At 69.2% G+C, this 23388-nt stretch carries 21 protein-coding genes and 1 pseudogene; 11 read left to right on the top strand and 11 right to left on the bottom strand.

Annotated elements, in window-relative coordinates; translation table 11 throughout:
• Positions 1–126 precede the first annotated feature (126 nt).
• Complete coding sequence (locus VET29_RS41005; protein ID WP_324931886.1) at positions 127–687, top strand: HdeD family acid-resistance protein; 561 nt, start codon at positions 127–129, stop codon at positions 685–687.
• Here the strand turns inward: VET29_RS41005 and VET29_RS41010 are convergent.
• Positions 665–1669 carry a glycerophosphodiester phosphodiesterase family protein gene (locus VET29_RS41010; RefSeq protein ID WP_324932100.1) on the bottom strand — a complete coding sequence of 335 codons (1005 nt, stop codon included), beginning with the start codon at positions 1667–1669 and terminating at the stop codon, positions 665–667. The two genes, VET29_RS41005 and VET29_RS41010, sit on opposite strands and share 23 nt — an antisense overlap.
• Positions 1655–2689, bottom strand: a pseudogene (locus VET29_RS41015) (glycerophosphodiester phosphodiesterase family protein); the annotation flags it as partial. The gene VET29_RS41010 and the pseudogene VET29_RS41015, both read right to left, overlap by 15 nt.
• A gap of 95 nt (positions 2690–2784) precedes the next feature.
• Here VET29_RS41015 and VET29_RS41020 point away from each other — a divergent pair.
• A complete protein-coding gene (locus VET29_RS41020) occupies positions 2785–3561 on the top strand; it encodes an SGNH/GDSL hydrolase family protein (protein WP_324931889.1) in 777 nt (258 codons plus the stop codon).
• Positions 3562–3612: 51 nt separating this feature from the next.
• Here VET29_RS41020 and VET29_RS41025 read toward each other — a convergent pair whose 3' ends face one another.
• Positions 3613–4644 (bottom strand): serine hydrolase, encoded by a 1032-nt coding sequence (locus VET29_RS41025; protein WP_324931892.1) that lies wholly within the window; start codon positions 4642–4644, stop codon positions 3613–3615.
• A gap of 23 nt (positions 4645–4667) precedes the next feature.
• Here VET29_RS41025 and VET29_RS41030 point away from each other — a divergent pair, with 23 nt between their 5' ends.
• Together VET29_RS41030 and VET29_RS41035 are read left to right on the top strand one after the other, a co-directional pair.
• Positions 4668–5429: a pentapeptide repeat-containing protein gene (locus tag VET29_RS41030; RefSeq protein ID WP_324931895.1), complete on the top strand. Its 762-nt coding sequence runs from the start codon at positions 4668–4670 to the stop codon at positions 5427–5429.
• A 75-nt stretch (positions 5430–5504) separates the two neighbouring features.
• Positions 5505–6266: an SGNH/GDSL hydrolase family protein gene (locus VET29_RS41035; protein ID WP_324931898.1), complete on the top strand. Its 762-nt coding sequence runs from the start codon at positions 5505–5507 to the stop codon at positions 6264–6266.
• Between the two features lie 15 nt (positions 6267–6281).
• Here the strand turns inward: VET29_RS41035 and VET29_RS41040 are convergent, their stop codons facing one another.
• Together VET29_RS41040 and VET29_RS41045 are read right to left on the bottom strand one after the other, a co-directional pair.
• The gene (locus VET29_RS41040; protein ID WP_324931901.1) at positions 6282–7406 is read right to left on the bottom strand and encodes a glycosyltransferase; all 1125 of its coding nucleotides are present in this window, start codon (positions 7404–7406) and stop codon (positions 6282–6284) included.
• Positions 7403–8335, bottom strand: a complete 933-nt coding sequence (locus tag VET29_RS41045; RefSeq protein ID WP_324931904.1) for an acyl-CoA desaturase — start codon at positions 8333–8335, stop codon at positions 7403–7405. Before VET29_RS41045 ends, VET29_RS41040 begins: the two co-directional genes overlap by 4 nt.
• 329 nt (positions 8336–8664) lie before the next feature.
• Between VET29_RS41045 and VET29_RS41050 the strand changes: the two genes are divergently transcribed.
• Together VET29_RS41050 and VET29_RS41055 are read left to right on the top strand one after the other, a co-directional pair.
• The gene (locus VET29_RS41050) at positions 8665–9063 is read left to right on the top strand and encodes an Lsr2 family protein (protein WP_324931906.1); all 399 of its coding nucleotides are present in this window, start codon (positions 8665–8667) and stop codon (positions 9061–9063) included.
• Positions 9064–9257: 194 nt separating this feature from the next.
• Positions 9258–9608 (top strand): hypothetical protein, encoded by a 351-nt coding sequence (locus VET29_RS41055; RefSeq protein ID WP_324931909.1) that lies wholly within the window; start codon positions 9258–9260, stop codon positions 9606–9608.
• On the opposite strand, the gene VET29_RS41060 is transcribed toward VET29_RS41055, so the two are convergent.
• Together VET29_RS41060 and VET29_RS41065 are read right to left on the bottom strand one after the other, a co-directional pair.
• Entirely contained in the window at positions 9609–10343 is a 735-nt protein-coding gene (locus VET29_RS41060) for a dienelactone hydrolase family protein (protein WP_324931912.1), read from the bottom strand.
• A 20-nt stretch (positions 10344–10363) separates the two neighbouring features.
• Complete coding sequence (locus tag VET29_RS41065; RefSeq protein ID WP_324931915.1) at positions 10364–11191, bottom strand: class I SAM-dependent methyltransferase; 828 nt, start codon at positions 11189–11191, stop codon at positions 10364–10366.
• 107 nt (positions 11192–11298) lie between these two features.
• Here VET29_RS41065 and VET29_RS41070 point away from each other — a divergent pair, with 107 nt between their 5' ends.
• Together VET29_RS41070 and VET29_RS41075 are read left to right on the top strand one after the other, a co-directional pair.
• On the top strand, positions 11299–11790 hold the full coding sequence (locus VET29_RS41070) for a SigE family RNA polymerase sigma factor (RefSeq protein WP_324931917.1): 492 nt from the start codon (positions 11299–11301) through the stop codon (positions 11788–11790).
• Positions 11790–12842 carry a hypothetical protein gene (locus VET29_RS41075; RefSeq protein WP_324931920.1) on the top strand — a complete coding sequence of 351 codons (1053 nt, stop codon included), beginning with the start codon at positions 11790–11792 and terminating at the stop codon, positions 12840–12842. Before VET29_RS41070 ends, VET29_RS41075 begins: the two co-directional genes overlap by 1 nt.
• A gap of 103 nt (positions 12843–12945) precedes the next feature.
• Here the strand turns inward: VET29_RS41075 and VET29_RS41080 are convergent, their stop codons facing one another.
• On the bottom strand, positions 12946–13434 hold the full coding sequence (locus VET29_RS41080) for a hypothetical protein (protein ID WP_324931922.1): 489 nt from the start codon (positions 13432–13434) through the stop codon (positions 12946–12948).
• Between the two features lie 145 nt (positions 13435–13579).
• On the opposite strand from VET29_RS41080, the gene VET29_RS41085 reads away from it, so the two are divergent.
• The gene (locus VET29_RS41085) at positions 13580–14752 is read left to right on the top strand and encodes an alginate lyase family protein (RefSeq protein WP_324931925.1); all 1173 of its coding nucleotides are present in this window, start codon (positions 13580–13582) and stop codon (positions 14750–14752) included.
• An 18-nt stretch (positions 14753–14770) separates the two neighbouring features.
• Here the strand turns inward: VET29_RS41085 and VET29_RS41090 are convergent, their stop codons facing one another.
• Entirely contained in the window at positions 14771–15220 is a 450-nt protein-coding gene (locus VET29_RS41090; RefSeq protein ID WP_324931929.1) for a MarR family winged helix-turn-helix transcriptional regulator, read from the bottom strand.
• Positions 15221–15296: 76 nt separating this feature from the next.
• Between VET29_RS41090 and VET29_RS41095 the strand changes: the two genes are divergently transcribed.
• Positions 15297–16178 (top strand): NmrA/HSCARG family protein, encoded by an 882-nt coding sequence (locus VET29_RS41095; protein WP_324931931.1) that lies wholly within the window; start codon positions 15297–15299, stop codon positions 16176–16178.
• On the opposite strand, the gene VET29_RS41100 is transcribed toward VET29_RS41095, so the two are convergent.
• The gene (locus VET29_RS41100) at positions 16129–16524 is read right to left on the bottom strand and encodes a hypothetical protein (RefSeq protein ID WP_324931934.1); all 396 of its coding nucleotides are present in this window, start codon (positions 16522–16524) and stop codon (positions 16129–16131) included. The two genes, VET29_RS41095 and VET29_RS41100, sit on opposite strands and share 50 nt — an antisense overlap.
• 426 nt (positions 16525–16950) lie before the next feature.
• Here VET29_RS41100 and VET29_RS41105 point away from each other — a divergent pair, with 426 nt between their 5' ends.
• Positions 16951–22626, top strand: a complete 5676-nt coding sequence (locus tag VET29_RS41105; RefSeq protein WP_324931937.1) for a leucine-rich repeat domain-containing protein — start codon at positions 16951–16953, stop codon at positions 22624–22626.
• On the opposite strand, the gene VET29_RS41110 is transcribed toward VET29_RS41105, so the two are convergent.
• The gene (locus VET29_RS41110; RefSeq protein WP_324931940.1) at positions 22588–23376 is read right to left on the bottom strand and encodes an IclR family transcriptional regulator; all 789 of its coding nucleotides are present in this window, start codon (positions 23374–23376) and stop codon (positions 22588–22590) included. The two genes, VET29_RS41105 and VET29_RS41110, sit on opposite strands and share 39 nt — an antisense overlap.
• Between the last annotated feature and the right edge of the window lie 12 nt (positions 23377–23388).

Below are 23388 nucleotides of genomic sequence, written 5' to 3' on the forward strand. Positions count from 1 at the left end.
CTCGCTAGGTTTCAACGCGGGACTCGCTAGGTTTGAACGCGGGACTCGCGGGGGGTGGGGTACTCGGACGGCGGAACCTCTGGGTATCGCATTGCCTGGGGGGCGTTGGGGGTTGAAGATTCGTTCATGTTGGAACTTCTGTCGCGTCGCTGGCACATGGTGGTCCTGCGCGGGGTCGTGGCCGTTCTCTTCGGCGTGGTCGCGATCGCGTGGCCGGGGATCACCGTGTTGTCGCTTGCCCTGTTGTTCGGGGCCTACACGCTTCTCGACGGGATCTCCGCCCTGACCATGGGGTTCGGTCATGGCACCAGGTCCGACCGGATGTACATGGTCCTGCTGGGAGTGCTCGGCGTCGCCGCCGGGCTGATCTCCCTCATCTGGCCGCAGATCACGGTCATCGTGCTGTTGGTGATCATCGCGGTGTGGGCGATCGTCGCCGGTGTCACCCAGATCGCGGCGGCCATCCGGTTGCGGAAGGTCATTCGCAACGAGTGGTTCCTCGCGCTCACCGGGGCCGTCGCGCTGGTGCTCGGGGTCCTACTCATCGTCCAGCCGGCCGAAGGGGCGATCGCGCTCGTCGTCGCGATCGCCACCTTCGCACTGGCCTGGGGACTCGTGCTGATCGTGCTCGGACTGCGCCTTCGCACGATCGCGAACCGGACCGCTAGCGCAGGCCGGCCCGCCTAGCCACCGTCACGAGCAGCTCCGGGTCGTCGGAGATCAACCCGTCGACGCCGAGTGCGATCACCCGGTCCATGGTCGCCTCGTCGTCGACGGTGTAGGGCACCACCTTCAGGCCGTAGCGCTCCCGCAGCACGGGCACCGTCGGGCCGAAGTAGTACGACGGGTCCGTCCGCAGGTACCAGTCCGGGCTGACGAAAGCCGTCTGCGCCGGGTCGTGGACCTGCCAGTTCGCCGACACCGTCGACGCGCCGGCCGCCCTGACCAGCCTGCCCAGGTCCTCGTACCGCCACCAGTCGAGCCCACCGGTCCACGGGCTCCGCACCGACGGGTCGCCATAGGCGGCCTGGAGCGAGCACTCGTCGGCCAACGTCCGGCACTCGGCCGGCCCGTACTGCCACACCAGCGCCACCGTCGAGAGCCGCTGGTCGAGCCGGCGTGCGTACCGGATGGTCCGCCAGTCGAACGACTGGATCGTCACGCGCTTCTCCCAGCCACGCAGCGCCCGCACGAGCTTCTGTGTGAACGTCCGGTAGTCCACGGTGTCCCGGACCAGCGGGCTGATCTTCGTCTCGATGTTCAGCCGGATGTCCGGCCGTGTCGAGGCGACACCGAGCACCTCGGTGAGCGTCGGGATGTGCTCGCCCGGCACCGCGACCTGGTTCGGGAACTCCGGCAGCGTCCTGGCGCCGCAGTCGATCGTGCGCAGCTGGGCGAGCGTCAGGTCGTGGATCAGCTTGCCCACATAGGGAAACTCCGGATCACCCGGGGAAACCGGTGCGGTGTCGACACAGTGCGCGCCGTTGACCGCACGGTCGTGGCTGACCACCAGCACGCCGTCGGCCGTCACCCCGGTGTCCAGCTCCAGAGTGGACACGTCCGGCATGCCCACCGCGTTGCGGAACGCGGCGAGCGTGTTCTCCGGCCGCACGGCGCGACCACCGCGGTGTGCCTGGATGTCGAAGGGCGACGCGTAGGCACGCGGCAGCTCGAAGTGGTTCTCCGCCGCCACCTGCCGCACCCGGTCCGGGTAGTCGGAGATGATCCCGTCGACGCCGTCGGCCACGAGCTTGCGCATGGTCGGCAGGTCGTCGACCGTCCACGGCACGACCTTGACGCCGTTCCTGTGCGCGTGCCGCACCAGCTCCGCTGTCACGTACGGGCGGTAGTCCGGGTCGGTGACCTTCCCGTTCTGCGGGGACCCGTGCACCGGCGAGAAGGTGGTCGCGCCGAACGACCTGATGGCCGCGATCGGGTCGCCGCCGAAGTCGTCGATGTCCAGGCCGCCGAGCCACGGCGACCTGCCGGGCTGCCCGGTCTGCAGGAAGTCGATGTTCGTGAGCGCCACCAGGGGCAGCCGCGGCTCGACCTGCCGCATCCTGATCAGCGAGCCCCAGTCGAAGCTCTGGACGGTCACCCGCCTCAGGAACCCGGCCCTGCGGATCTCCTCGGCCGCGACCTGCACGAACTGCTCACGCGGCGCGGTCTCGTTCGGCGCGCCTGCCTCGACCTTGGTCTCGACGTTCAGCTTCACGTCGTCCGCGTGATAGCGCTTGACCAGCGCGAACACCTCGCTCAGCAGCGGCATCCGCGAGCCGGGCGTGAGGACCTGGCCGGGGAAGTCGGCCTGGCGCCTGCTGCCGCAGTCGAGGGTGCGGACCTGGGCCAGGGTGAGGTCCTTGACGTACTTGCCGACGTACGGGAACTGGGGGTCGCCCGGGGTGACGGGCGCGGTGTCGAGGCACTTGCCGCCGGCCACCCGCCGGTCGTGCGTGACGACGGCCTGGCCGTCCCTGGTGATCTGGATGTCGAGCTCGAGCGTGGAGACGCCGAGGCGCAGGCCGTTCCCGAACGAGCTGAGCGTGCTCTCGGCACGGTGGCCGAGGCCGCCGCGGTGTGCCTGGATGTCGAACACGCGGGCACCGACGTGGCCGCGGTCGGCGGCCGCGACGGCGGTGCCGCCGAACAGGAGCAGGCCGGCGAGTGCGCCGGTCACAAGCCTTCTCATGAGCGCAATCGTTGGCGCCCCCGCGGGCGGGCCGGCGTGTGTGAGATTGACCAGGGGTGAACACCTGGTGTACGGCGAGGGCTTATGTTGGACGGATGCAGTACCGCCGTTACGTCGCCCTCGGTGACAGCTGCGCCGAGGGCCTGGACGATCCGTACCCGGACGGCAGCTCCTACCGGGGCTGGACCGACCTGACCGCCGCCGCGCTCGCGGCGGCGGATCCGTCACTGCAGTACGCGAACCTCGCCGTACGTGGCCGCCGGCTCGACCAGATCCTCGCCGAGCAGGTGCCGCTCGCGGTCGCGCAGCGCCCGGACCTGGTGACGTTGTTCGGCGGCGGCAACGACCTGCTGCAGTACCGGTCCGCCTCGACGGCCCGGTCGCTGGACGCGACGGTCGCCGCGCTCGCGGAGGTCGCGCGCACGGTGGTGCTGTTCACGCTGCCCAACATCGCCCGCCTGCCGGGCCTGCACCGGCTCCGGCCGCGGGTCGAGGAGTTCAACGACCTGGTCGCGGCGACCGCGGCCCGCTACGACGCGGTGCTGATCGACGTCCGTGAGGACCCCTACTGCGACGACGAGCGCCTGTACGGCCCGGACCGGCTGCACCTCGGCGCGGTCGGTCACCAGCGGGTCGCGGGGCACCTGCTCGACGCGCTGGGCGCGCCGGCGAACCCCGACTGGCTGGCCGTACTCCCGCCGCCGACGAGCGACCCGTTGTGGCGCAAGGCATCCCGCCAGTGGGCGTGGCTGCGCCATCACGTGTACCCGGCCGTGCACGGGACCGTGCGCAACAAGCTGATCGGGCGCGAGCCCGGGGACGGCTTCCTGCCGAAGCGCCCCCACCTCGCCCCGGTCGCCGACCTGCCGTGAAGGACCCCCTGCTGACGTAGGGACAAGGGGTCCCGCACGGCATGGGACCGGTCAGCCGCCGTTGGTGACGCGGATCGCCGGGGCCGGGTACTTCCTGCCCGCGGCCTTCGCCTGCGGTGCCGCCGCGGCGGCGTCGACCACGTCCACCAGCGTGCGGCCGATCGCCTGGCGTGCCTTGACCGCCGGGTGGGTCGCGCCGAAGTCGACGTTGGTGACCTCGGCGTCACCGGCGTACGGCCCGCTCGCGAACAGCGAGTAGATCGCGCCGGGGGTGCCGTCGGGCGCGAACACGATGCCGGCCTCGTTGCGGCCGCCGTCGTCGAACCAGCCGGCCTTCGTCGCGACGCGCAGGCGCTCCTCGGTCCGCAGGTCGAGGCGGATGCCGTCGGTGAACGCGGACGTCGAACGGATGACGTTGAGCAGGTAGTCCGTCGAGGACGGTGACAGCAGCTCGCCCGCGACCAGCTTGGACAGCAGCGTGTGCGTCTCCCGCGGCGTGGTCACCCCGAGGAAGAACCGGTTGGGGTTCGAGACCGGTACGACCTGCGTGACGACGAAGCCCTTGTTGCGCAGGATCTCGTTGAGCTCCAGTGCCGGGCAGACCAGCCCGCACAGGCGGACGGCGGTGTTGTCGGACAGGGTCAGCAGGTTGGCCATGACGTTCCCGAGCGTGAGCGAGCTCGGGTAGGCGCGGTCGAGCGCGAAGATCCCGTCGATGTCCTGGATGACGATGCTCGCGGTGAGGTCGACCCGCTGGTCGAGCGTCAGGAGCCCGCGGTCGATCTTGTCCAGCACCGCGGTGGCGACCCCCAGCTTGTTGACGCTGTACGCCTCGACGGTGTCGTCCGCCCCCACCTCGACGGCGGTGGCACCACCGACGGTGACGAGCGACGACCAGACCCCCTGCGCCTCGGCGACCTCGCGCCCGTACACCCTGGCGACCCGGCGAACCGGGTCCTGAGTCGCGTGCTCGGCGGCCCGTGCAGACTGTGCCGCACTGGCTTGTGCGGTGCCGACGCCGACCGCGGCGGTCGCGGCGGCGACGGTACCCAGGCCGAGCGCGAACCTACGGTTGATTTTCACGCGGACACGCTACCGTGTCGACCATGGACGCCCTGCGTGCCGACTGCGCGAACTGCTTCGGTTTGTGCTGTGTCGCATCCGCGTTCACGCGGTCCGCGGACTTCGCACTGGACAAACCAGCTGGAATGCAATGTCCCAACCTCCTCGAGGACTTCCGGTGTGGTGTGCATGGAGTTCTACGAACCAAAGGCTTCGCGGGTTGCTCGGTGTTCGACTGTCTCGGCGCGGGCCAGAAGGTCGCGCAGGTGACCTATCACGGCCGCAGCTGGCGGGACGCGCCGGAGACGGCGACGGCGATGTTCTCCGTGTACAACGTGATGCGCCAGCTGCACGAGATTCTCTGGTATCTGGAAGAAGCGTCCGCGACCGAGCTGTTCGCCGAGGTCGAGAAGCTGACCGAGGCGGCGGCGGAAATCATCGTCGACGTGGACGTCGACGCGCTGCGGGACCGGGTGCGGCCGGTGCTCACGCGGTTCAGCGAGGAGCGGCGCGCGGGCATTGCCGGTAGGCAGGACCGCCGCGGCGCGGACCTCATCGGCGCGAAGCTCCGCAAGGCCGCGCTGCGGGGCGCCGACCTGAGGGGCGCGTACCTGCTCGGCGCCGATCTGCGGGAGGCCGACCTCCGCCGCGCGGACCTGCTCGGCGCGGACCTCCGCAACGCCGACATCCGGGGCGCGGACCTGCGCGACGCCCTGTTCCTGACACAGTTTCAGCTCAACGCCGCGCGGGGCGACACGACAACGGGGTTCCCGGACGCGCTCACCCGTCCGGCGCACTGGGAATGAAGGTTCCCCAAGTGGATACCGGGTGCTCACCGCGTTCTAAACCGCTGTGCGAAGTGTGCGCGGAACATGCCAGCTGTGCTGGTACATGTGGCGCCCACGGGGCTGGTACTCGCCGTTCTCGGCGATTCTGTCGGGGTCGGCATCGGAGATCCCGCACTTGGCGGGGGGTGGCGTGGCTTCGGTCCACTGCTGGCGGAGGCGCTCGGCGGCGCCCGGCTCACCAACCTCGCCGTCAGTGGTTCGAGAGTCGGTGGCGTGCTGGAGACGCAGCTGCCCGCGGCTCTCGCGGCGCGGCCGGACGTGACCGTCATCGTGGTGGGGATGAACGACACCATGCGGTCGGACTTCGACCCCACCCGGCTGCACGCCGATCTCGACCACGTGGTGGGGGCGCTGGTGGCCGTCGGGTCCACTGTGATCACCGCCAAATACCATGACCACCACCGGGTCTTCCGGCTCCCCGGGCCGATCAGGCGGGCGCTGGCCAGCCGGATCGGCGCGCTCAACGGGATTCTGGACCTCATCGGCGAGAAGCACGGCATCGGCGTGCTCGATCTCGGTGCGGTGCCGGGGATCTACGACACCAGGGCATGGGCCGTCGACCGCCTGCACCCGTCCGAGCTGGGGCACCGGCTGCTCGCGCGGGCGATCGCGGAACAGCTCGTCGCCAGGGGCCGGACCGTCCACAAGGAAGTGTCGCTCCAGTGCGCGGGCGGGCGGAACCCGGGCCGGCTCGCACGGTGGGGCTGGCTCGTCTTCAAAGGACTGCCCTGGCTCGTGCGCCGCGGCCGGGACCTCGTCCCCTACGCCATCTCCACCTTCGTCAGACGCGCGTAGCGTCCGCCGCGCCACTCACCCGCTCAGCCACTTCCCTCGCTCCCGTTCCCGCGTGTGCAGGGCGAGCATGGCGTCGACGGTCGCCGACCACGGGAACCGCTCGGCCCGGGCCCGCGCCGCCGACCGGCGCCACGACACCGGCCATGACAGCACCTCACGCACCCCGTCGGCGAGCCCTTCCGGCGTCGCCTCGACCGCCACGCCCGCGCCCGGCGCCAGCAGCTCCGGCGCGCCACCCGTCGACGCCGTGACCACCGGGGTGCCGCACGCCATCGCCTCCAGGATCGACAGCCCGAACGTCTCCGCCACGCTGGGCGCGAACGCCACGTCGGCGCTCGACAGCCCGTGCGCCAGCGCCGCGCGGTCCGACACGTGCCCGTGGAACTCGACCGGCAACCCACGGGCCAGCCTGCGCAGCGTCGAGTGCTCCGGACCGTCGCCGTAGACGTCCAGACGCACCCGCATTCCGGACTCCGTCAGGGCTCGTACCGCGCCGATCACCGGGCGCGGGTTCTTCTCCCGGGAGAGGCGGCCGGCGTACACGAGCCGCACGGCCTCCGCCGGTCCGGCACGGCCTGGCCGGAACGTCTCCAGGTCCACGCCGAGGGGGATCCGCCGCAGCGGGACCGGCAGGCCGACGAACTCGCTCTCCCCGTACGCGGACGTGCACACCACCGTGTCGAAGAGCCGCGCGATGCCCTTGTTCCAGACCCGCACCATCGGCCGCAGCACATGCCCGGCGCCGGCCCGCCACAGCCGGGGCACGCGGGCCTCGATCCACCGGTCCAGCCGTTCGTGCGACAGCAGCACGCACCGCACGCCCCGCTCCCGCGACCAGTCGGCGACGGTGAGCAGGGTCGTCTTGTCCGACACCTCGATCGACAGGTCATCGCCCAGTTCGGCCAGCTCGCGCTGGACCGAGGACGCACGGGCGATCACCCGGTAACCGCCGCTGACCGGCAGCCCGGGCAGCGTGATCACCAGGCCCGCGTCCGTGCGGGTACGCGTGCGGCGCCTGCCGGGGATGACCAGGACCCGCTCGTAGCCCGCCTCGACGTAACCGCGGCCGAGGGTGTCCACGACGGTACGCAGACCGCCGGAGGTGGGGCTGTAGAAGTTCGCGAGCTGAACGATTTTCATGGCTTCCGCAGGTTCGCGAGCCGTTTCGTGGTCGGCCAGCGCACGTCCGTGGCCCAGCCGAACCGCTCGAAGAGCCAGATCAACCTGGCCGACACGTCGATCTGGCCGCGCCCGACGCCGTGCCGGGCACAGGTCGGGTCCGCGTGGTGCAGGTTGTGCCAGGACTCACCCATCGACAGGAGCGCGAGCGGCCAGAAGTTCGCCGACCGGTCCCGCGCGGCGAACGGGCGGGCGCCGATCATGTGGCAGATCGAGTTCACCGACCAGGTCACGTGGTGCAGGAACGAGACCCGCACGAGCCCGGCCCAGAAGAACGCGGTGACCGCGCCCCACCACGACCAGGTGAACAGCCCGCCGAGCACGGCCGGCGCCAGCAGCGTCACCGCGGTCCACAGGCCGAACTGGCGGTGCACCCGCCGGATGTCCCGGTCGGCGAGCAGGTCGGGGGCGAAGCGCTCGGCGTTGGTGAGGTTGCGGTCGAAGATCCAGCCCATGTGGGCGTGCCAGAAGCCGCGGACGATCGCGACCGGTGACGTGCCGAACGCCCATGGCGAGTGCGGGTCGCCGTCGCGGTCGGAGAAGGCGTGATGGCGGCGGTGGTCAGCCACCCAGTGGGTGATGGGACCCTGGAGCGCCATGCTGCCGGCGATCGCGAGGCCGACTCGCAGCGGCCGGACCGCCTTGAACGCACGGTGCGTGAAGTAGCGGTGAAATCCCACGGTGACCCCCAGGCAGGTGGCCGTGTAGAAGCCTGCCGCGAGCGCCAGGTCGAGCCAGCCGAGCCCCCAGCCCCAGGTGAGTGGGACCGCCGCGAGCAGCGCGAGGAAAGGTCCGACGATGAAGGCGTACGTGCCGATCTGGGCCCACAGCCCGCGGGGCACTCCGTAGAGGGGGCGTACCTGCCGGGATGCGTCAACCGTCAGCTCCATGCCGCCAAGTAACGCAGAACAGCCTGAACAACGACCCACCAGGTGGACGAATGACTCCTCACGCGACGGCGAACACCGGTGTCGCCGAGTTACGTTCCGTACCGGAACGGAACTACTGTGGGCAGTCCGCACCTGTTACCGAGGAAGCGCAGAGACGTGGCTCTCATTCAGGACGAGCGTGAGCGCCCATACGTGGGGTTCCACTCTGGACACACGGCAAAATTTCCGTCCTCACTTGCGCTTATGGCGGATTCAGCAGATTATTTGCACAGTTGCGAGCAACAAACCAGCGGGTATGCACGAATCGTGCAACGGTCAGGAGCAGGTACATGGCACAGCAAGTATTGGTTCAACTCGTAGACGATCTGGACGGGACGGCATCTTCGGATGTTTCGACCGTCTCGTTCGCCCTCGACGGGGTGACCTACGAGATCGACTTGTCGGAGGCCAACGCCGAACGGCTGCGTGGAAGTCTCGTCCAGTATGTCGAGTCGGCGCGGCGCGTCGGCGGGCGGCTCAAGCGTGGTAGCAAGTCGACGCAAAACGGCTCCGGCACGTCCGCGGAAGCGGGACTGATCCGCGCATGGGCGAACGAGAACGGATACGGCCTCTCGGGACGGGGCCGAATCCCCTCGCACGTCGTGGAGGCGTACAAGGAGGCGAAGGCCGCGGAGGAGCAGAAGGCGGCCAAGCCCGCCCCCAAGCGCCGCACCCGGGCCAAGAAGTAAACCGCGCGCTCGGTGCCGGCGGCGGGCCGGGAATTTCCTTGTCCCGGGATGTCGAACCAGCGGGTACGGGTTCGGCGTGGGGTACGGCCAAGCGAATGGGCGGTACTCATGGACAAGGTCATCCGCCGCCGGCACCGAGATCGCGTGCGAGTGGGTGGGGTCGGGGCGAGAGCGGTGACAACCAGCCCCACGACGTGCGGCGCGAGGTCGAGGACCTGACCGCGGTGATCAACGCGGTCCGCGGTCGCGCCGTCTCTTCCGGTATGGCGTCGTGCCTGGTCACGGCGCCGTACCGGTCTCTGGCCCGCGACGCCCGGTGCCTCGGCGACGGGCGGCACGGGCTGCCGGCCGACCTGGCGAAGGTCACGCTCCCGGTGCTCGGCGAATACCGCACGGGCAGCCCGTCGTGGCTGGTCGCGGGCACGAAAGCGGTCGTGCTGGCCGTGCCGGACGGCGAGGTCGCCGGGCTCGACGGCGCATTCCACGAGGTCCCCGTCCCGCCCATGGCGCCGGTGCCGGCCGACTTCTACCGGCGCCGGCGGTAATCAGTTCTTTCCCGCCCCGAGGTGCTCGGCGAAGAAGGTCTCGATCCGCCGCCAGCTGTCCGCGGCCGCCTCCGGTTCCGGGCCGGAATGCGACGCACGTAGCAGCGGCCGCAACCAGCCGGGGCCGCCCTCGGTCTCGTTGAGAAACGCGTGCCCGGCCTTCTGGTACTGCTTCACGTCGTGGACGACGCCGGCTTTCGTGAGCGCCGTTTCCAGTTTGGCCGGCGCGCTGCGCAAGAACCCGTCGCGTGCGCCGTAGCTCGCGACCACCGGACACGCGCCGGCCATGATCTCGTCCACGTTCTTGGGCAGCATGCCGTAGTTGACGGAAACTGCATCATGCAAATGCACTGTCAGCAACGCGAAGCCACCGCCCATACAGAAGCCGATGGCGCCGACCCTGCCGGTGCATTTGTCCGAGGCGACGAGCCATTTACGTGCGGCCTCGAGATCGGCGAACGCCCGGCCCCTGCCCGACTGCATGGCTCGCATCGTGGAAACAAGGCACTTACGCGCGCCACCCTGGCTGTACAGATCGGGCGCGAGGGTGAGGTATCCCATCGCGGCCAGGCGGTCGGCGTGCGCGCGCATGTTGTCGTCCACGCCGAAGGCCTCGTGGATGAGGACCATGCCCGGCCACGGCCCCGTGTCGTGCGACGAGCCCCTGGGCGTGGCGAGGTAGCCGTCCAGTCGCTGGGAACCACCCGGCTCGGGCGTGATCTCGATCATCGTCATGGTGGACGATCCTTCTCCGGTCAGCGTCGCTTCGCCACTGCCAGCACGCCGAGATAGCGACGGGTGACCGAGCCCCCGAAGTCCCGCTCCACGATGTCCGCGATGCCGTCGAGCAGCTTGGCACGACGCTCCGCCGGCACCCGCAGGTAGCTGGAGTAGGTGGACAGCAGCCCGACCGCATCGGCGGTGTCGTAGGTCGTCTCCCATTCGTAGGAGCGGATCTCGGGTGGCGTGAACAGCGGTCCGGCGTGGCCACGGCCGGACTTCGGGTCCGCGTCCGTCCAGACCGCGCCGATGTCGTGCCGTGCCGCGTGGATCTCGTCCATGACCGACCGGGCGGTGACGGGTATCCCGAAGTCGATCTCGGGGCCGTACCGCGCATGCAGGTCCGCCGAGGCACGGTAGACCTCGTCGAACTCGCCACCGGCGACCGTGCGGTTGGTCGCCAGCGCGATGGCACCGCCGGGCGCGAGGACCGCCGCCGCCTTGGTCCAGCGCACCTCCGGGGCCACCCAGTGGTAGGCGGTGGCGGAGAACAGCAGGTCGACGGTCTCGTGGGTTTCCCAGTCCTCGAAGCGGGCGACGTCGACCGTGAACGGCCGGCCGGCGAAGTTCGCGGCGGCGTGCGCGGCCATGGCGGCGCCGGGCTCGACGGCGTGGACGTGCCAGCCGCGGGCGAGCAGGCCGCGGGTCGCCTGGCCGGGCCCGCAGCCGATCTCGAGCACGTTCGTGCCGGACGGGGCGCCGGTCAGCGTGGCCACGTCGTCGAACAGCTCGTCCGGATAGCCGGGTCGCACCCGGTCGTACAGTTCGGCGACCTCGTCGAAGCGCAGTCCGATTCCGTCCATGGTTGCGAAGTCTGCCGGATGCGACCGACCCCGACGCCACGGGCGCACAGCAGATCCTCTGGTTCGCGCGTGTAGTTGGTGACGTGGTTCGGGAACCAGGGGGTCTCATGATGTTCGAGGAGTTCGCCGCGGACAGCCTTCCCGGGTTGTTGCGTTTCGCGGCGGTGCTCACGGGAGATCGTGGGCTCGCCGAGGACGTCGTCCAGGAGGTACTGCTCCGGGTGTACGGGCATTGGGCGAGGATCGGGGCGCTCGACTCGCCGAAGCACTACGTCCGCCGGATGATCGTCAACGAGTACCTGTCCTGGCGGCGCCGGTGGGGCCGTGTGGCGCCGCACGCCGATCCGCCCGCCGTCGTCGACCCGGTCTCCGACCACGCGGCGGTGCACGCCGAACGGGACGCGTTGCGCATCGAGCTGGACAAGCTGCCTCGGCGGCAGCGCGCCGTGCTCGTGTTGCGCTACTACGCGGGAATGTCCGACATCGAGATCGCGGAGGTGCTCGGCTGCGGTGCCGGCACCGTCCGCGGCTACGCGTCCAGGGCCCTCGCCGCGCTTCGCGTCGAGCTGGGACCCACGCCAGTCAAGGAGCACAGCTGATGTACACCGAGGAGAACCTGCGCACCGCGTTCAGCTCGCTGGAACATGAGGCGCCCGACACCGCCGGCATCCTGGCCGGGTTGGCGCGGGCAAGGCGGCAGCGGACGGCGCGGCGACGCGTCGCCGGAGTGGTCGCGGCCGCGGTGGTCGCGGCCGTCACGGTGGGCGGGTCGGTACTGGTCGGGGACATGACCGGCCCGTCGGGTGGCGGGAACACGGCCGCGGCGGTCGACCCGGGCCACCTCAACCCCTTGCGCTATCCGTTCGCGCTCGACGAGAACGCGGGCCTCCATGTGTCCTACGGCGTTTCCCGCCTCGCCGGGACGGCCACAGCGTCAATCGGCGTCACGCCGTCGGACGTGTCCAACCTGCTGGAGGTGTTCGTGGCCGGCCGCTACTCCCCGCCTGCCGGCCAGATCGGCGAACCGGTCCTGGTCAACGGCATGAAAGGCTTCTACCGGCCCGATTTCCAGTACGAGTACGACCTCCCGAATACCAAAGGGGCACCGGGAGTCGCGTGGGAGTACGCGCCGGGCGCCTGGGCCGTGCTCCGGTACCGGCCGACGGAGCCTGATGCCGTGGCGCCCGCCGACGTCCGGGAGACCCTGCTGCGAATCGCGGAGGCCGTCCGGTTCGACCGGACCACGCCGGTCCTGCTGCCGTTCCGGGTCGGCTACCTGCCCGCCGGTCTCCATCCGGCCGAGGAGTTCCCAGCCGACCTGGCGAGCGTCCCGGACGGCGTGACCCCGGCCGGGCACATGGAGACCAGTACGAGCGCGGCGCTTCCCCTGGTGGGTGATGCCGGCTCGCTCGGCATCCAGCTGGTGCGGCTGGGGAAGGGCAGCTCGATGGCACCCGGCGACATGGACTCGAAGGAGACCGCGCAGGGCCCGTACGTCGCGATCAACCTGGGGCAGTTCGGTCTCGTGTTCACGAGCGAGGAGTTCTCGGTCGACGAGCTGAAGAGGGTCGCCCGGTCCATCACCCCGGCGGCGGAGCTGGCCGACACGAGCACGTGGTTCGAAGCGGAGCAGGCGTTGCCGCTGCGCTGACAGCGCGAGGCGGCCGGCCACGCCCCATGCCTACCGGTCCACCGGGGGGAGGGAAAACCGGTACGCGTCGAGTGGGGTGTGGCCGGCCGCTTTCGCCGCCCGGCTACTTGGTGGGGGAGTCGCCGGGCTTGATGTTGGTGATCACCGGCTGCTGACCGGCAGGCGCGGCATGATGCGCCACCTGCGGAGCACCGGTTTGCGTGGCACCCGCAGGCGCGGCCTCATGCACGGCCGTGCCGCTCGCCGGCGTCACCATGGTCTCCGTGACCGGCTCGCGCCGGTCCTCTTCTTCGGCAAGTTGCTTGGCGAGCCTGTCCCGCTCGCGGGCGGCCTCACGGGCCTCCTTGCGCACGTCGTGGTAGCGGGCACGGTTCACCCGAGCCCTGCGACCCGCGGACATGATCATCCAGAGGCCCAACAGGAACACCGCCGCGACCACCATGCCGGCGACGAACGCCTCCATCATGGTCGCACTGGTCCAGTCCCTGCCGAACATCGTGACTGTTTGCTCCGCGCCACCCTGGTTGTAGGCGATCAGCAGCACGCCTGCGGCGCCACTCACCACCAGAAGCAGCAAACCGAGGATCAGCATGCTTCCCGCACCTCCCTTGATTCCACCCTGTCGCGGGCTGGTTACCCACCTCGGTGCGGACTCAACCATCCTTTTCCTCAACAACGCATTGGTTAGTCAACCTATCTATTGACAGCCTGGTCTAGACCATCGGACCATCATTGACATGTCCGCACCCTGCAAGCGGCTTGTCCTCGGTGTTCTCGCCCTGTTGCTGGTGTTCAGCGCACAGGCCGTCCCCGCGACCGCCGCTCCCCCGTCCTTCACCCACCCCGGCGTGCTCGTCAGCCGGCCGATGCTCGACTTCGTCCGCGGCAAGGTCAACGCGAATGCCCAGCCGTGGCGCGCCGCCTACGACCAGATGGCCGCCTCGAGGTACGCGTCCCTGTCCAGAACGGCCAAGCCCCGCGCGGTCGTCGAGTGCGGGCCGTACTCGGACCCCAACCTGGGCTGCACCGACGAGCGCGAGGACGCGATCGCCGCGTACACCGACGCCCTGATGTGGTACATCACGCAGGACACCCGCTACGCCACCAAGGCGATTCAGCTCATGGACGCCTGGTCGGCCACGATCACCGACCACACCAACAGCAACGCGCCGCTGCAGACCGCGTGGGCCGGCGTCTCCTGGGCGCAGGCGGCCGAGCTGATCAAGTACGCGTACGGGAACTGGCCCAACGCCGGCCGCTTCGGCACCATGCTGCGCAACGTGTACCTGCCGAAGATCGTCAACGGCAACGCCACCAGCAACGGCAACTGGGAGCTGGTCATGGTCGAGGCCACGCTCGGCATCTCGGTGTTCCTGGAGGACAAGGCCGGCTACGACCGCGCGGTGGCCAAGTACCGCACGCGCGTGCCGGCGTACGTGTACCTCGCGAGCGACGGCGCGTTGCCGCACACCCCGCCCGGCAGCGGGATCGACACGCGGGACGAGATCATCGACTACTGGCAGAAGCAGAGCACCTTCTCCGAGGGACTGACGCAGGAGACGTGCCGGGACTTCACGCACACCGGCTACGGCATCGCGTCGATCGCGGACTTCGCCGAGACCACCAGGATCCAGGGGCAGAGCCTGTACCCGGAGATCCAGGACCGCCTACGCACGGCCATCGGCTTCCAGTCCCGGTACGAGCTGGAGTCGCCGCCGTCGTGGCTGTGCGGCGGGACGGTCGACCGCGGCCTCGGCCCGGTGACCGAGGTCGGCTACAACCACCTCAACACCAGGCTCGGCATCACCATGCCGAACAGCAAGATCTACACCGAGGGCCACCGTCCACAGGGGACGAACAACCTGTTCGTGGCCTGGCAGACCCTCACGCACGCACAGAACCCGAACTGAGAAGACGCACGGCTCCGCTCAGAGCCGCGTCCGCTGCGCCGCACCGAGCTCGATGGTGCGGCGCATGTGGCGGACGAGCAGCGCCAGCTCCTTCTCGGTGTAGTCGTCGAAGATGGCGTCCCAACCCGCGCTGAGCTCGGCCCACATGCGGCCGAACTCGGCGACCTTGTCGTCGACGAGGAGCACGAGCACGCGCCGGCGGTCGTCCGTGCCGCGTTCGCGGCGCACGTAGCCGGCGCGCTCCAGCCGGTCGACGAGGCGGGTCGCCGACCCGCTCGTGAGTCCGGTGAGCTCGGCGATCTGGCCGGTGGTAAGGGGTTCGGCGTCGAGGGTGAGCAGGTTGAGGCACTGCACGTCGGTGGGGTGCATGCCGAGCCGGTCGGCCACGGCCTGGTTGAACAGGACGTAGGAGGCCAGGTACTGGCGAGAGACCCGGTTCAGCTCGGCGAGCCGCTCCACCCGTCGCACGGGCACCCCTCTTCCCTTAATTGGTTGCGCGACTAATTAGTTGCGCGACGCAGACATCAGTTCGTAGATTATCTGCATGACGCAGATACTTTACCATGCAGTCACCGGCGCGACCGGCGAGCAGGGCGGTGCGACCGCGCGCGCCCTGCTCGCCAGGGGCCAGCGGGTTCGCGCCCTGACCCGTAACCCGTCGGCCGCCGCCCCACTCGCCGCACTGGGCGCGGACGTGGTGTACGCCGACTTCCGCGACCGGGCGTCCGTCGACGCGGCGCTGAAGGGCGTCGACACGCTGTTCGCCGTCACGACGCCGTTCGGTTCGAGCGTGGCGGCCGAGGTCGAGGCCGGCGCCACGCTGGTCGAAGCGGCCGCCGGCCTACGGCACGTCGTGTTCACGTCCGCGGCGAACGCGGACCGCGGCACCGGCATCCCGCACTTCGAGAGCAAGTTCCTCATCGAGCGCTCGTTGACGGAGCAGCACGTGCCGTGGACGGTGCTGGGCCCGGCGGCCTTCATGGACCAGTACGCGGGGCCGTGGCACCGGTCGTCGTACGAGCGCGGGGTGCTGAGCGTGCCGCTGCCCCCGGACAAGCCGCTGGCACTGATCGCGTCGGCCGACATCGGCGCGTTCGCCGCCCATGTCCTGACGCGGCCCGCGGAGTTCGCGAACCGCAGGATCGACATCGCGTCCGACGAGCTGACCGGCCCGGAGATCGCCCGGGTCCTCGCCGCCGCGCTCGGTCGTGAACTGCGGTACGAACAGGCGCCGATCGAGGTGGCCGAGCGGTACTCACCGGACCTGGCCGCGATGTTCCGCTACTTCGGCACGGTGGGCATGGACGTCGATGTCGACGGCCTCCGCCGCGACTACCCCATGGTGGGCTGGCACCGCCTGGCCGACTGGGCCGCGCTCAGCCCCGCCTTCCGGCCCGCCCGACGAGGAAGGTCAGAAATCCGATGACGGCACCAAGAGCGGCGAACTCGAACCCGAACGCGACACCGATGACAATCAGCACGAGCAGGAAGAGGACGGCCCGGAAAGCGGCCGCGCGCAGGGTGGGAGCCCAGTCCCCGACCAGACGCTCAGCGACCCGTAACAACCGATCCTTCAGCGAGGCCCGAGCCGACGCGGAGGCGTGACGAGCGGACGATGTCGCGGGCTGCGCCGGCTTTTCCGGCGCGGGAAGCCGCACGGCTCTACGCGCTTTCGGTTGGTGTTCCGTGTTTTTGGGCCTGTTCTCTTCTGTCATGGTGGTCTCGAGCCTTATCCTGGTCACCGTTTCGTGCTTCCTCGCTTCGTCACTCACTAGTACGGGCACCGAGCGCCTGGAGCACGAGACCGATCCGTGGCTCCCTGTTCCAGCAGGGAGCCACGTTCCGTTAGCCGGCCGTTACCCCAGACGCTCAACCATCTTCTCTTATTGATCTTGTAACATCACCGCGGCCCACCGCCCAAACGATGAGCGGTCCGCAGAAATCGGCGAGCGGATGGTTACACCCAGTCAGCTAGTCACGCCGAATCTGCTAATGCACATGCATACACCAGGTACGTATTCAGCTGCAAACCCAAAACAACTGCCACGATCGGGTGAAGGCGCAGCGACCCAAATGGAGTAAGGGGAGAGAGCCCCTTGATTCACTTCCGTCGTATTTATACCAGCTTCGCCGGCAACGAGCCCCAAAGGAACGATCACTAAACTGGGTAATGAAGCATCGGCCACCCTGGGGGCAGCATGTCCGACGAGGCACTCCGCCGCATCAAAAATGCGACGGATTCCGACGAATCGGTCCTCGACCTGAGCAACCTCAACCTGACCGAACTGCCGCCGCGGATCGCCGGCCTCCGCTTGACCGAACTCCGCCTCGACGGCAACCGGATCGCCGGCCTGCCGGGCTGGCTCGAAGAGCTGACGGGTCTCACCAAGCTCAGTCTCGACAACTGCCGCCTCGACACGGTGCCTGACCGGATAGCGAGCCTCAGCGGCCTCACGGAGCTGAGCCTCAACGGCAACCGGCTCACCGAGCTGCCGGGCTGGCTGGGCGGCTTGGCGAACCTGCGCTGCCTGAAGGTCTGCGACAACCGGCTCACACGGTTACCGCCCGAGCTGACCAGGCTCACCGCGCTGACCGAGCTCTGGCTCGACGAGAACCGGCTCACCGAGCTACCGGACCGGTTCGACCGGCTGACGAGCCTCACCCTGCTCTACCTCGACGGCAACCGGCTCGGCCGCGTTCCCGAACACCTCGGCGCCCTGACCGGGCTCAGGGAACTCAGCATGGGCGACTGGGCGCTGGGCACGGTGCCTGAGTGGCTCGCCAACCTGACACAGCTCACCGAACTTCGGCTCCACGCGAACCGCCTCACCGAAGTACCGGGGTGGCTTGGCGACCTCACTGCCCTGAATCGCCTCGACCTGGACGGGAACCGGCTCGCCCGGCTGCCCGAACGTCTGCGGCGGCTGACCGCGCTGACCGACCTCCGGCTCGACGGCAACCACTTCACCGAGCTGCCGGAGTGGCTCGGTGAGCTCACCAACCTCACCCGGCTCGACCTACAGAACAACCGCCTCGTGCGCCTTCCCGACCGTATCGGCGAGCTCGCCAACCTCGAAGAGCTCCGCCTGCACGAGAACAGGTTCGCGACCCTGCCCGACAGCCTGGGCAACCTGACCACGCTCACCAAGCTCACGCTCGGCCAGTGCCGGCTCGAGGCGGTACCGGACTGGGTCGGCAACCTCACCGCGCTGACCCTGCTGGGACTCAACGACAACCGCCTCGCCTGGCTGCCGAGCTGGTTCGCGGACCTCCGCGAGTTGGACGAGCTGTGGCTGAACCGCAACCGGTTCGCGGAGCTGCCGGCCACGCTGGGCGAACTCCGCAACCTCACGTCGCTTTCCCTCGGCGGCAACAGGTTCACCGCGGTGCCGGACTGTGTGGCGGAGCTGACCGGGCTCACCAAGCTGTTGCTCTACAGCAACCGGCTGACCGAGCTGCCCGACTGGCTCGGCGAGCTCACCGACCTGGCCTGCCTCGACGTGCAGGACAACCGGCTCACCGGGCTGCCCCCGTTGCGGGCGGTCACCGAGCTTCGGCTCGACGGCAACAGGTTGACCGAACCACCGGCCTGGCTCGAGTCCGCCACCGGGCTCACCGAACTCGACCTCGGCAACAACCAGCTCACCGAACTTCCCGGCTGGCTCGGCGGACTGGCCAACCTCACCACCCTCGACCTCGGTGGGTGCGGTCTCGTCGAGGTGCCCGAATGGTTGGTGAGGTTGACCAAACTCGCCGAGCTGAGGCTCAACGGCAACCGGCTCGCCGGACTGCCCTCGTGGTTCGGGAAGTTCCCGAACCTCACCTCGCTCGACCTGAGCGACAACAGGTTCGTCCAGCTGCCGGACGGTCTCGGCGACCTCGTCGGCCTCACGAGCCTCAACCTGAGCCAGTGCCAGCTCAAGGCGATACCCGAGTGGGTCGCCAACCTCACTGAGCTGACCGAGCTGCGGGTCAGCGACAACCAGCTCACCGAGCTTCCCGACTGGATGGGCGATGCCGTCAATCTCACCGGGATAAACCTGAACAGCAACAGCTTCGACGACGTGCCACCCCAACTGGCGACCCTGAGCCGGCTCACCGACCTCAACCTCGGCTGGAACCGGCTCACCGAGATACCCGACTGGATCGGCGGTTTCGCCGAGCTCAGGAAACTGAGCCTGGCCAACAGTTCCGCGGCTCTCCCGGCCAGCATCGGCAACCTCACCGGACTGACCACACTGTGGTTGAACGCATGCGCCCTGGACTCCGTACCGGAGTGGGTAGGCAACCTCACCGAGCTCAGCTTTCTGGTTCTTTCCAGCAATCGAGTCACGGAACTACCGGACTGGACCGGCGATCTCGGTGGCCTCAGGCAGCTGTACCTCGGCGGCAACAAGCTCACCACCTTGCCGAGCGCCATCGCCGAGCTGACCGGGCTGCACACACTGTGGCTCGGTGCGAACCGTTTGTCCGGGGTTCCCGACGTGGTCGAGACGCTCACCGGACTGGTCAACCTCGATCTCAGCGGAAACCAGATCACGGCGCTGCCAGCATGGCTCGGCGACCTGACCGGGCTTGCCGAGCTCAACCTCGGCGGATGCCATCTCACCGAGGCACCGCGCTGGCTCACCGGCCTGGCCGGCCTCACGCACCTCAAGATCGCCGACAACTCGCTCACCGTGTTGCCGGGCTGGCTGGGCACACTCGCCGGGCTCGAGGTGTTGGTCGTCAGAGGTAACCGGATAGCCACGCTGCCCGCCGAGCTGTCGGCCCTGACCGGTCTGCGGACCGTCAACGTTTGTGGCTGCCGGCTCACCGAAGTACCGCCGTGGCTGCCGGAACTGACTGGGCTCACCGAGCTCTACCTGGACGAGAGCCCGCTGGTCGAACTACCCGCGCTACTCGGCGACCTGGCGGGCTTGCGGATACTGAGCCTGACCGGCTGCGGCCTCACGGAGACACCGGCGTGGCTGCGGAGGCTGACGGGCCTCACCACGCTGTATCTGGACGACAACTCGCTGACCGAGATACCGGGCTGGCTGTCCGAACTGACGTACCTCACGCGCCTGATGCTGGGCCGCAACCCACTCGCGACGCTGCCAGGATCGATCGCGAAGCTCACCAGGCTCAGGACCCTCAGCCTGACTCGTTGCCAGTTCCACGAGCTGCCACGGTGGTTGGGCACGATGACCGGGCTGACCAGCCTGTTACTCGACCAGAACTCGTTGGCGGAGCTACCGGCCTGGATCCGCGATCTCACCGCCCTCGCGACTCTGTGGCTCAACGGCAACCAGCTGTCCACCCTGCCGGACGGTCTGGCGGAGCTGACCGGTCTGACGTCACTGCGCCTCGACGACAACGAGCTCACGGTGCTGCCGACGGACTTCGGCGCCCTGACCGGCCTGACCGAACTGAGAGTCGAGAACAACCGGCTCTCGTCGCTGCCGGACAGCGTCGCCAACCTGCGACGGCTGACCAGGGCGGTCATCGGCAACAACAGGCTCACCGCGCTGCCGGACAGCTTCGCCCGGCTCACCGGGCTGACCGAGTTGCAGGCCAACAACAACCAGCTCACCAAGCTGCCCGACTGGTTGACCGAAATGCCGAAGCTGACCGAGATCTCGGTCAGCGCCAACCCCCTCGTCAGCCCGCCTCCGGAGGTCGCCGCCGGCGGGTCCGCGTCGCTGGTGGCGTTCATCGACGATCGCAAGAAGGGCAGTTCCACGCAGTGGCTCTCCAAGCTGCTGATCGTCGGTGAAGGCGGCGTCGGAAAGACGTCGCTGGTGCGGGCACTGGCCGACGAACGACACGATCCAGACGAGGAGTCCACGCACGGGCTGATGATCAGGGACCTCGTGGTCCCGCATCCGGCCGAGCCGGTGGAGATGCGGCTGTCCGCGTGGGACTTCGGCGGGCAGCAGATCTACCACGCGACGCACCAGTTCTTCCTCACCAACCGGTCACTCTTCCTGCTGTTGTGGAGCTCCCGGGCCGGATGGGAGCAGGGCAGGCTCCGGTACTGGCTGGACATCATCACCGCCCGCGCGCCGGAGTCGCCGATCGTGCTGGTGGCCACGCATGTCGGGGACCGGCCCGTGGACCTGCCGCTTTCCGAGCTCCGGCAGGAGTATCCGAGGATCGTCGACAGCCTGTCCGTCGACAACGCGAGCCGGGAAGGACTCGACGCGCTGCGCACGCGGCTGGCCGACGAGGCCGCCGGGCTGCCGCTCATGGGATCGGAGTGGCCGACCACGTGGCTCACCGCGGCCGAGGCCGTCCGCGGTGCCGGGGACAACCACCTCACGCCCGCCCGGTTGTGGAGGATGATGGCCGACGCCGGGGTGCGGGACCGGAACCTGCAGCGGCACGTCGCGGTCGCGCTGCACGAGTTGGGCGACATCCTCTACTACAGCGACGATCCCGAGCTGTCGCAGACGGTGGTGCTCCAACCCGGCTGGGTCAACGACTACATCAGCATGGTGCTGGACAGCGAGCAGGTCGCCGACGCGCACGGGCTGCTCACCCGCAGCCATCTCAACGAGCTGTGGGCCGACCTGGACCCGGGGTTGCGGCACCATTTCCTCGGCATGATGGACAAGTACGACCTGTCCTACCGGATCCAGGGCGGTCGCGCCGACGACCTCAGCCTCGTCGTGGAACGGCTGCAGTGGGACCCGCCCGACTTCCGTACGGACTGGGACGCGATCGGGGAGCGGGAGAACACCCGGGAGATCAAGGTCTTCTACCGGCTCAACACCATGCCACCCGGCATTCCCACCTGGTTCATCGCGCGCTCACACCGGTTCAGCAGGAAGATGCACTGGCGGACCGGCGCGCTGCTCGGCCACGGCGACGGGCAGCACCTCGCCCTCGTCCGGGCGGACACCCACCGCAACATCGTCGAGCTGGCGGTGCGTGGACCGACACCCGCCGCGTTCTTCTCGGTCCTCGACGACGGGCTCAACCTCACGCTGGAACGGTTTCCCGGTCTGCAGATCACCCGCCAGGTGCCGTGCCGGTGCAAGCCGAGGTGCCAGGAGCTCTTCGACTACGAGGACCTCAGTGCCCGCCTGGCCCGCACGCCGCCGAAGGACCGGATCGAGTGCCGCAAGTCCGCCGACGACGTCTCCGTGCCGGAGCTGCTGCTCGGGCTCGCACCGTCCGAACGCGACACCGCGCGGATGAGCATCGAGCAGCTGTCCACCATGCTGACCCGGCTGGGCGAGCGCGTCGAGGAACAGACGGCGTTCACGCAGCGTATGTTCCTCCGGACGCAGCGGCAGCTCCAGGTGCAGCAGGAAGCACGGTGCCCCAGCGTCTTCTCGATCGTGCCGACCAGGAAGAAGCTGGCCGGCAGTGCCTATGAGCTACGTCTCCACTGCGAGGAGCCCGGTGCCTGGCACCGGCTCCCGGAACCGGCCGGATGTTATCCGATCACCCAGCCCGCCGAGTGGCTCCGGAAGCTGGGGCCGTACGTCCAGCACCTGATCACCGGTCTCAAGCACGTGGCGCCGCTCGTCGTGCCCGGTGTCGGCATCGCGGTCGACAAGCTCGACGAGCAGCTCTCCGCGGAGCTCGACCTCATGAAGGAGCTGGTGAGCCAGCTGCCCGACGACATCGTGCACAAGCCGGAACTGACCAAACTGGACGACGCGGACCCGACCCCGGTGGCCCGTGCCGTCAACGAGGCCGACTACCGCCAGCTGCTGGCGATGTTGACCAGGCTCGACCCGGACCCAGAAGTGGGGTGGTCTGTCCCGGACGACGACGCCGGAGGGCCTGACGCTGTACCTGTGTCCGGCCCACGTGGCGGCCTACCGCCAGCCCGGTGTCGGCTAGCGACCGCTGATCAGGTCGGGGGTCTTCGCCAGTAGCTGGGCGAAGCGGGCCGCGCCGGCTCTGGCCGCTCGTTCGAGGTGCGAGCGGCGAGCCGCGAACTCCGTGGAGGGGACCGAGAACGCCACCGCTCCGGTCACCCGGCCGGCGGTGTCCAGCACCGGCGCCGACAGGCAGGCCAGCTCCGGTTGGAACTCCTCGATCTCCAGCGCCATGCCGGCCCGCGACACGTGCTCCAGCTCCGTGTCCAGGTCCACCGCGCGGACCGTCGTCCGGGACGTCAGGCGGGGCATCCCGGCGTCCGCCAGGTACTCGCGGCGCTCACGGCGGGGCAGCGACGCCAGCAGCACCTTGCCGAACGCCGTCGCGTGCGCTGCCTCGTGGAAGCCGAAGTCCAGCGGGGTCGCGCGCGGGAACGCCGGCGAGTCGGCCACCGCCGCCACCACGATGTCGGTCTCCCGGAACACCGTGTAGTACGCGGCCGCCTCCGCCCGCAGGTGCAGGTGGTGCAGCTCGTCCTGCAGCTCCTGGTCCACGTCCAGCTCGGCGCACAGGCGCTGGTACAGGCTCCCCACCTTGTAGCCGAGGCCGAAGCCGCGGCCATGCCCCAGCCGGATCAGGTAACCCTCGTGTACGAGCGTGTTCAGCAGGTGATAGGTGGTCGACAGGTTGTAACCGGTGCGTCTCGCCACCGCCTTCGCCGTGATGCCGTCGCCGGCCGAGCCGACGATGTCCAGCACCCGCAGCGCACGCTGGGCTGAGCCGATCAACCCGCTCGACTCCGTCAACCGACGCACCTC

Source organism: Actinophytocola sp., assembly GCF_035634895.1.
GTDB lineage: Bacteria > Actinomycetota > Actinomycetes > Mycobacteriales > Pseudonocardiaceae > Actinophytocola.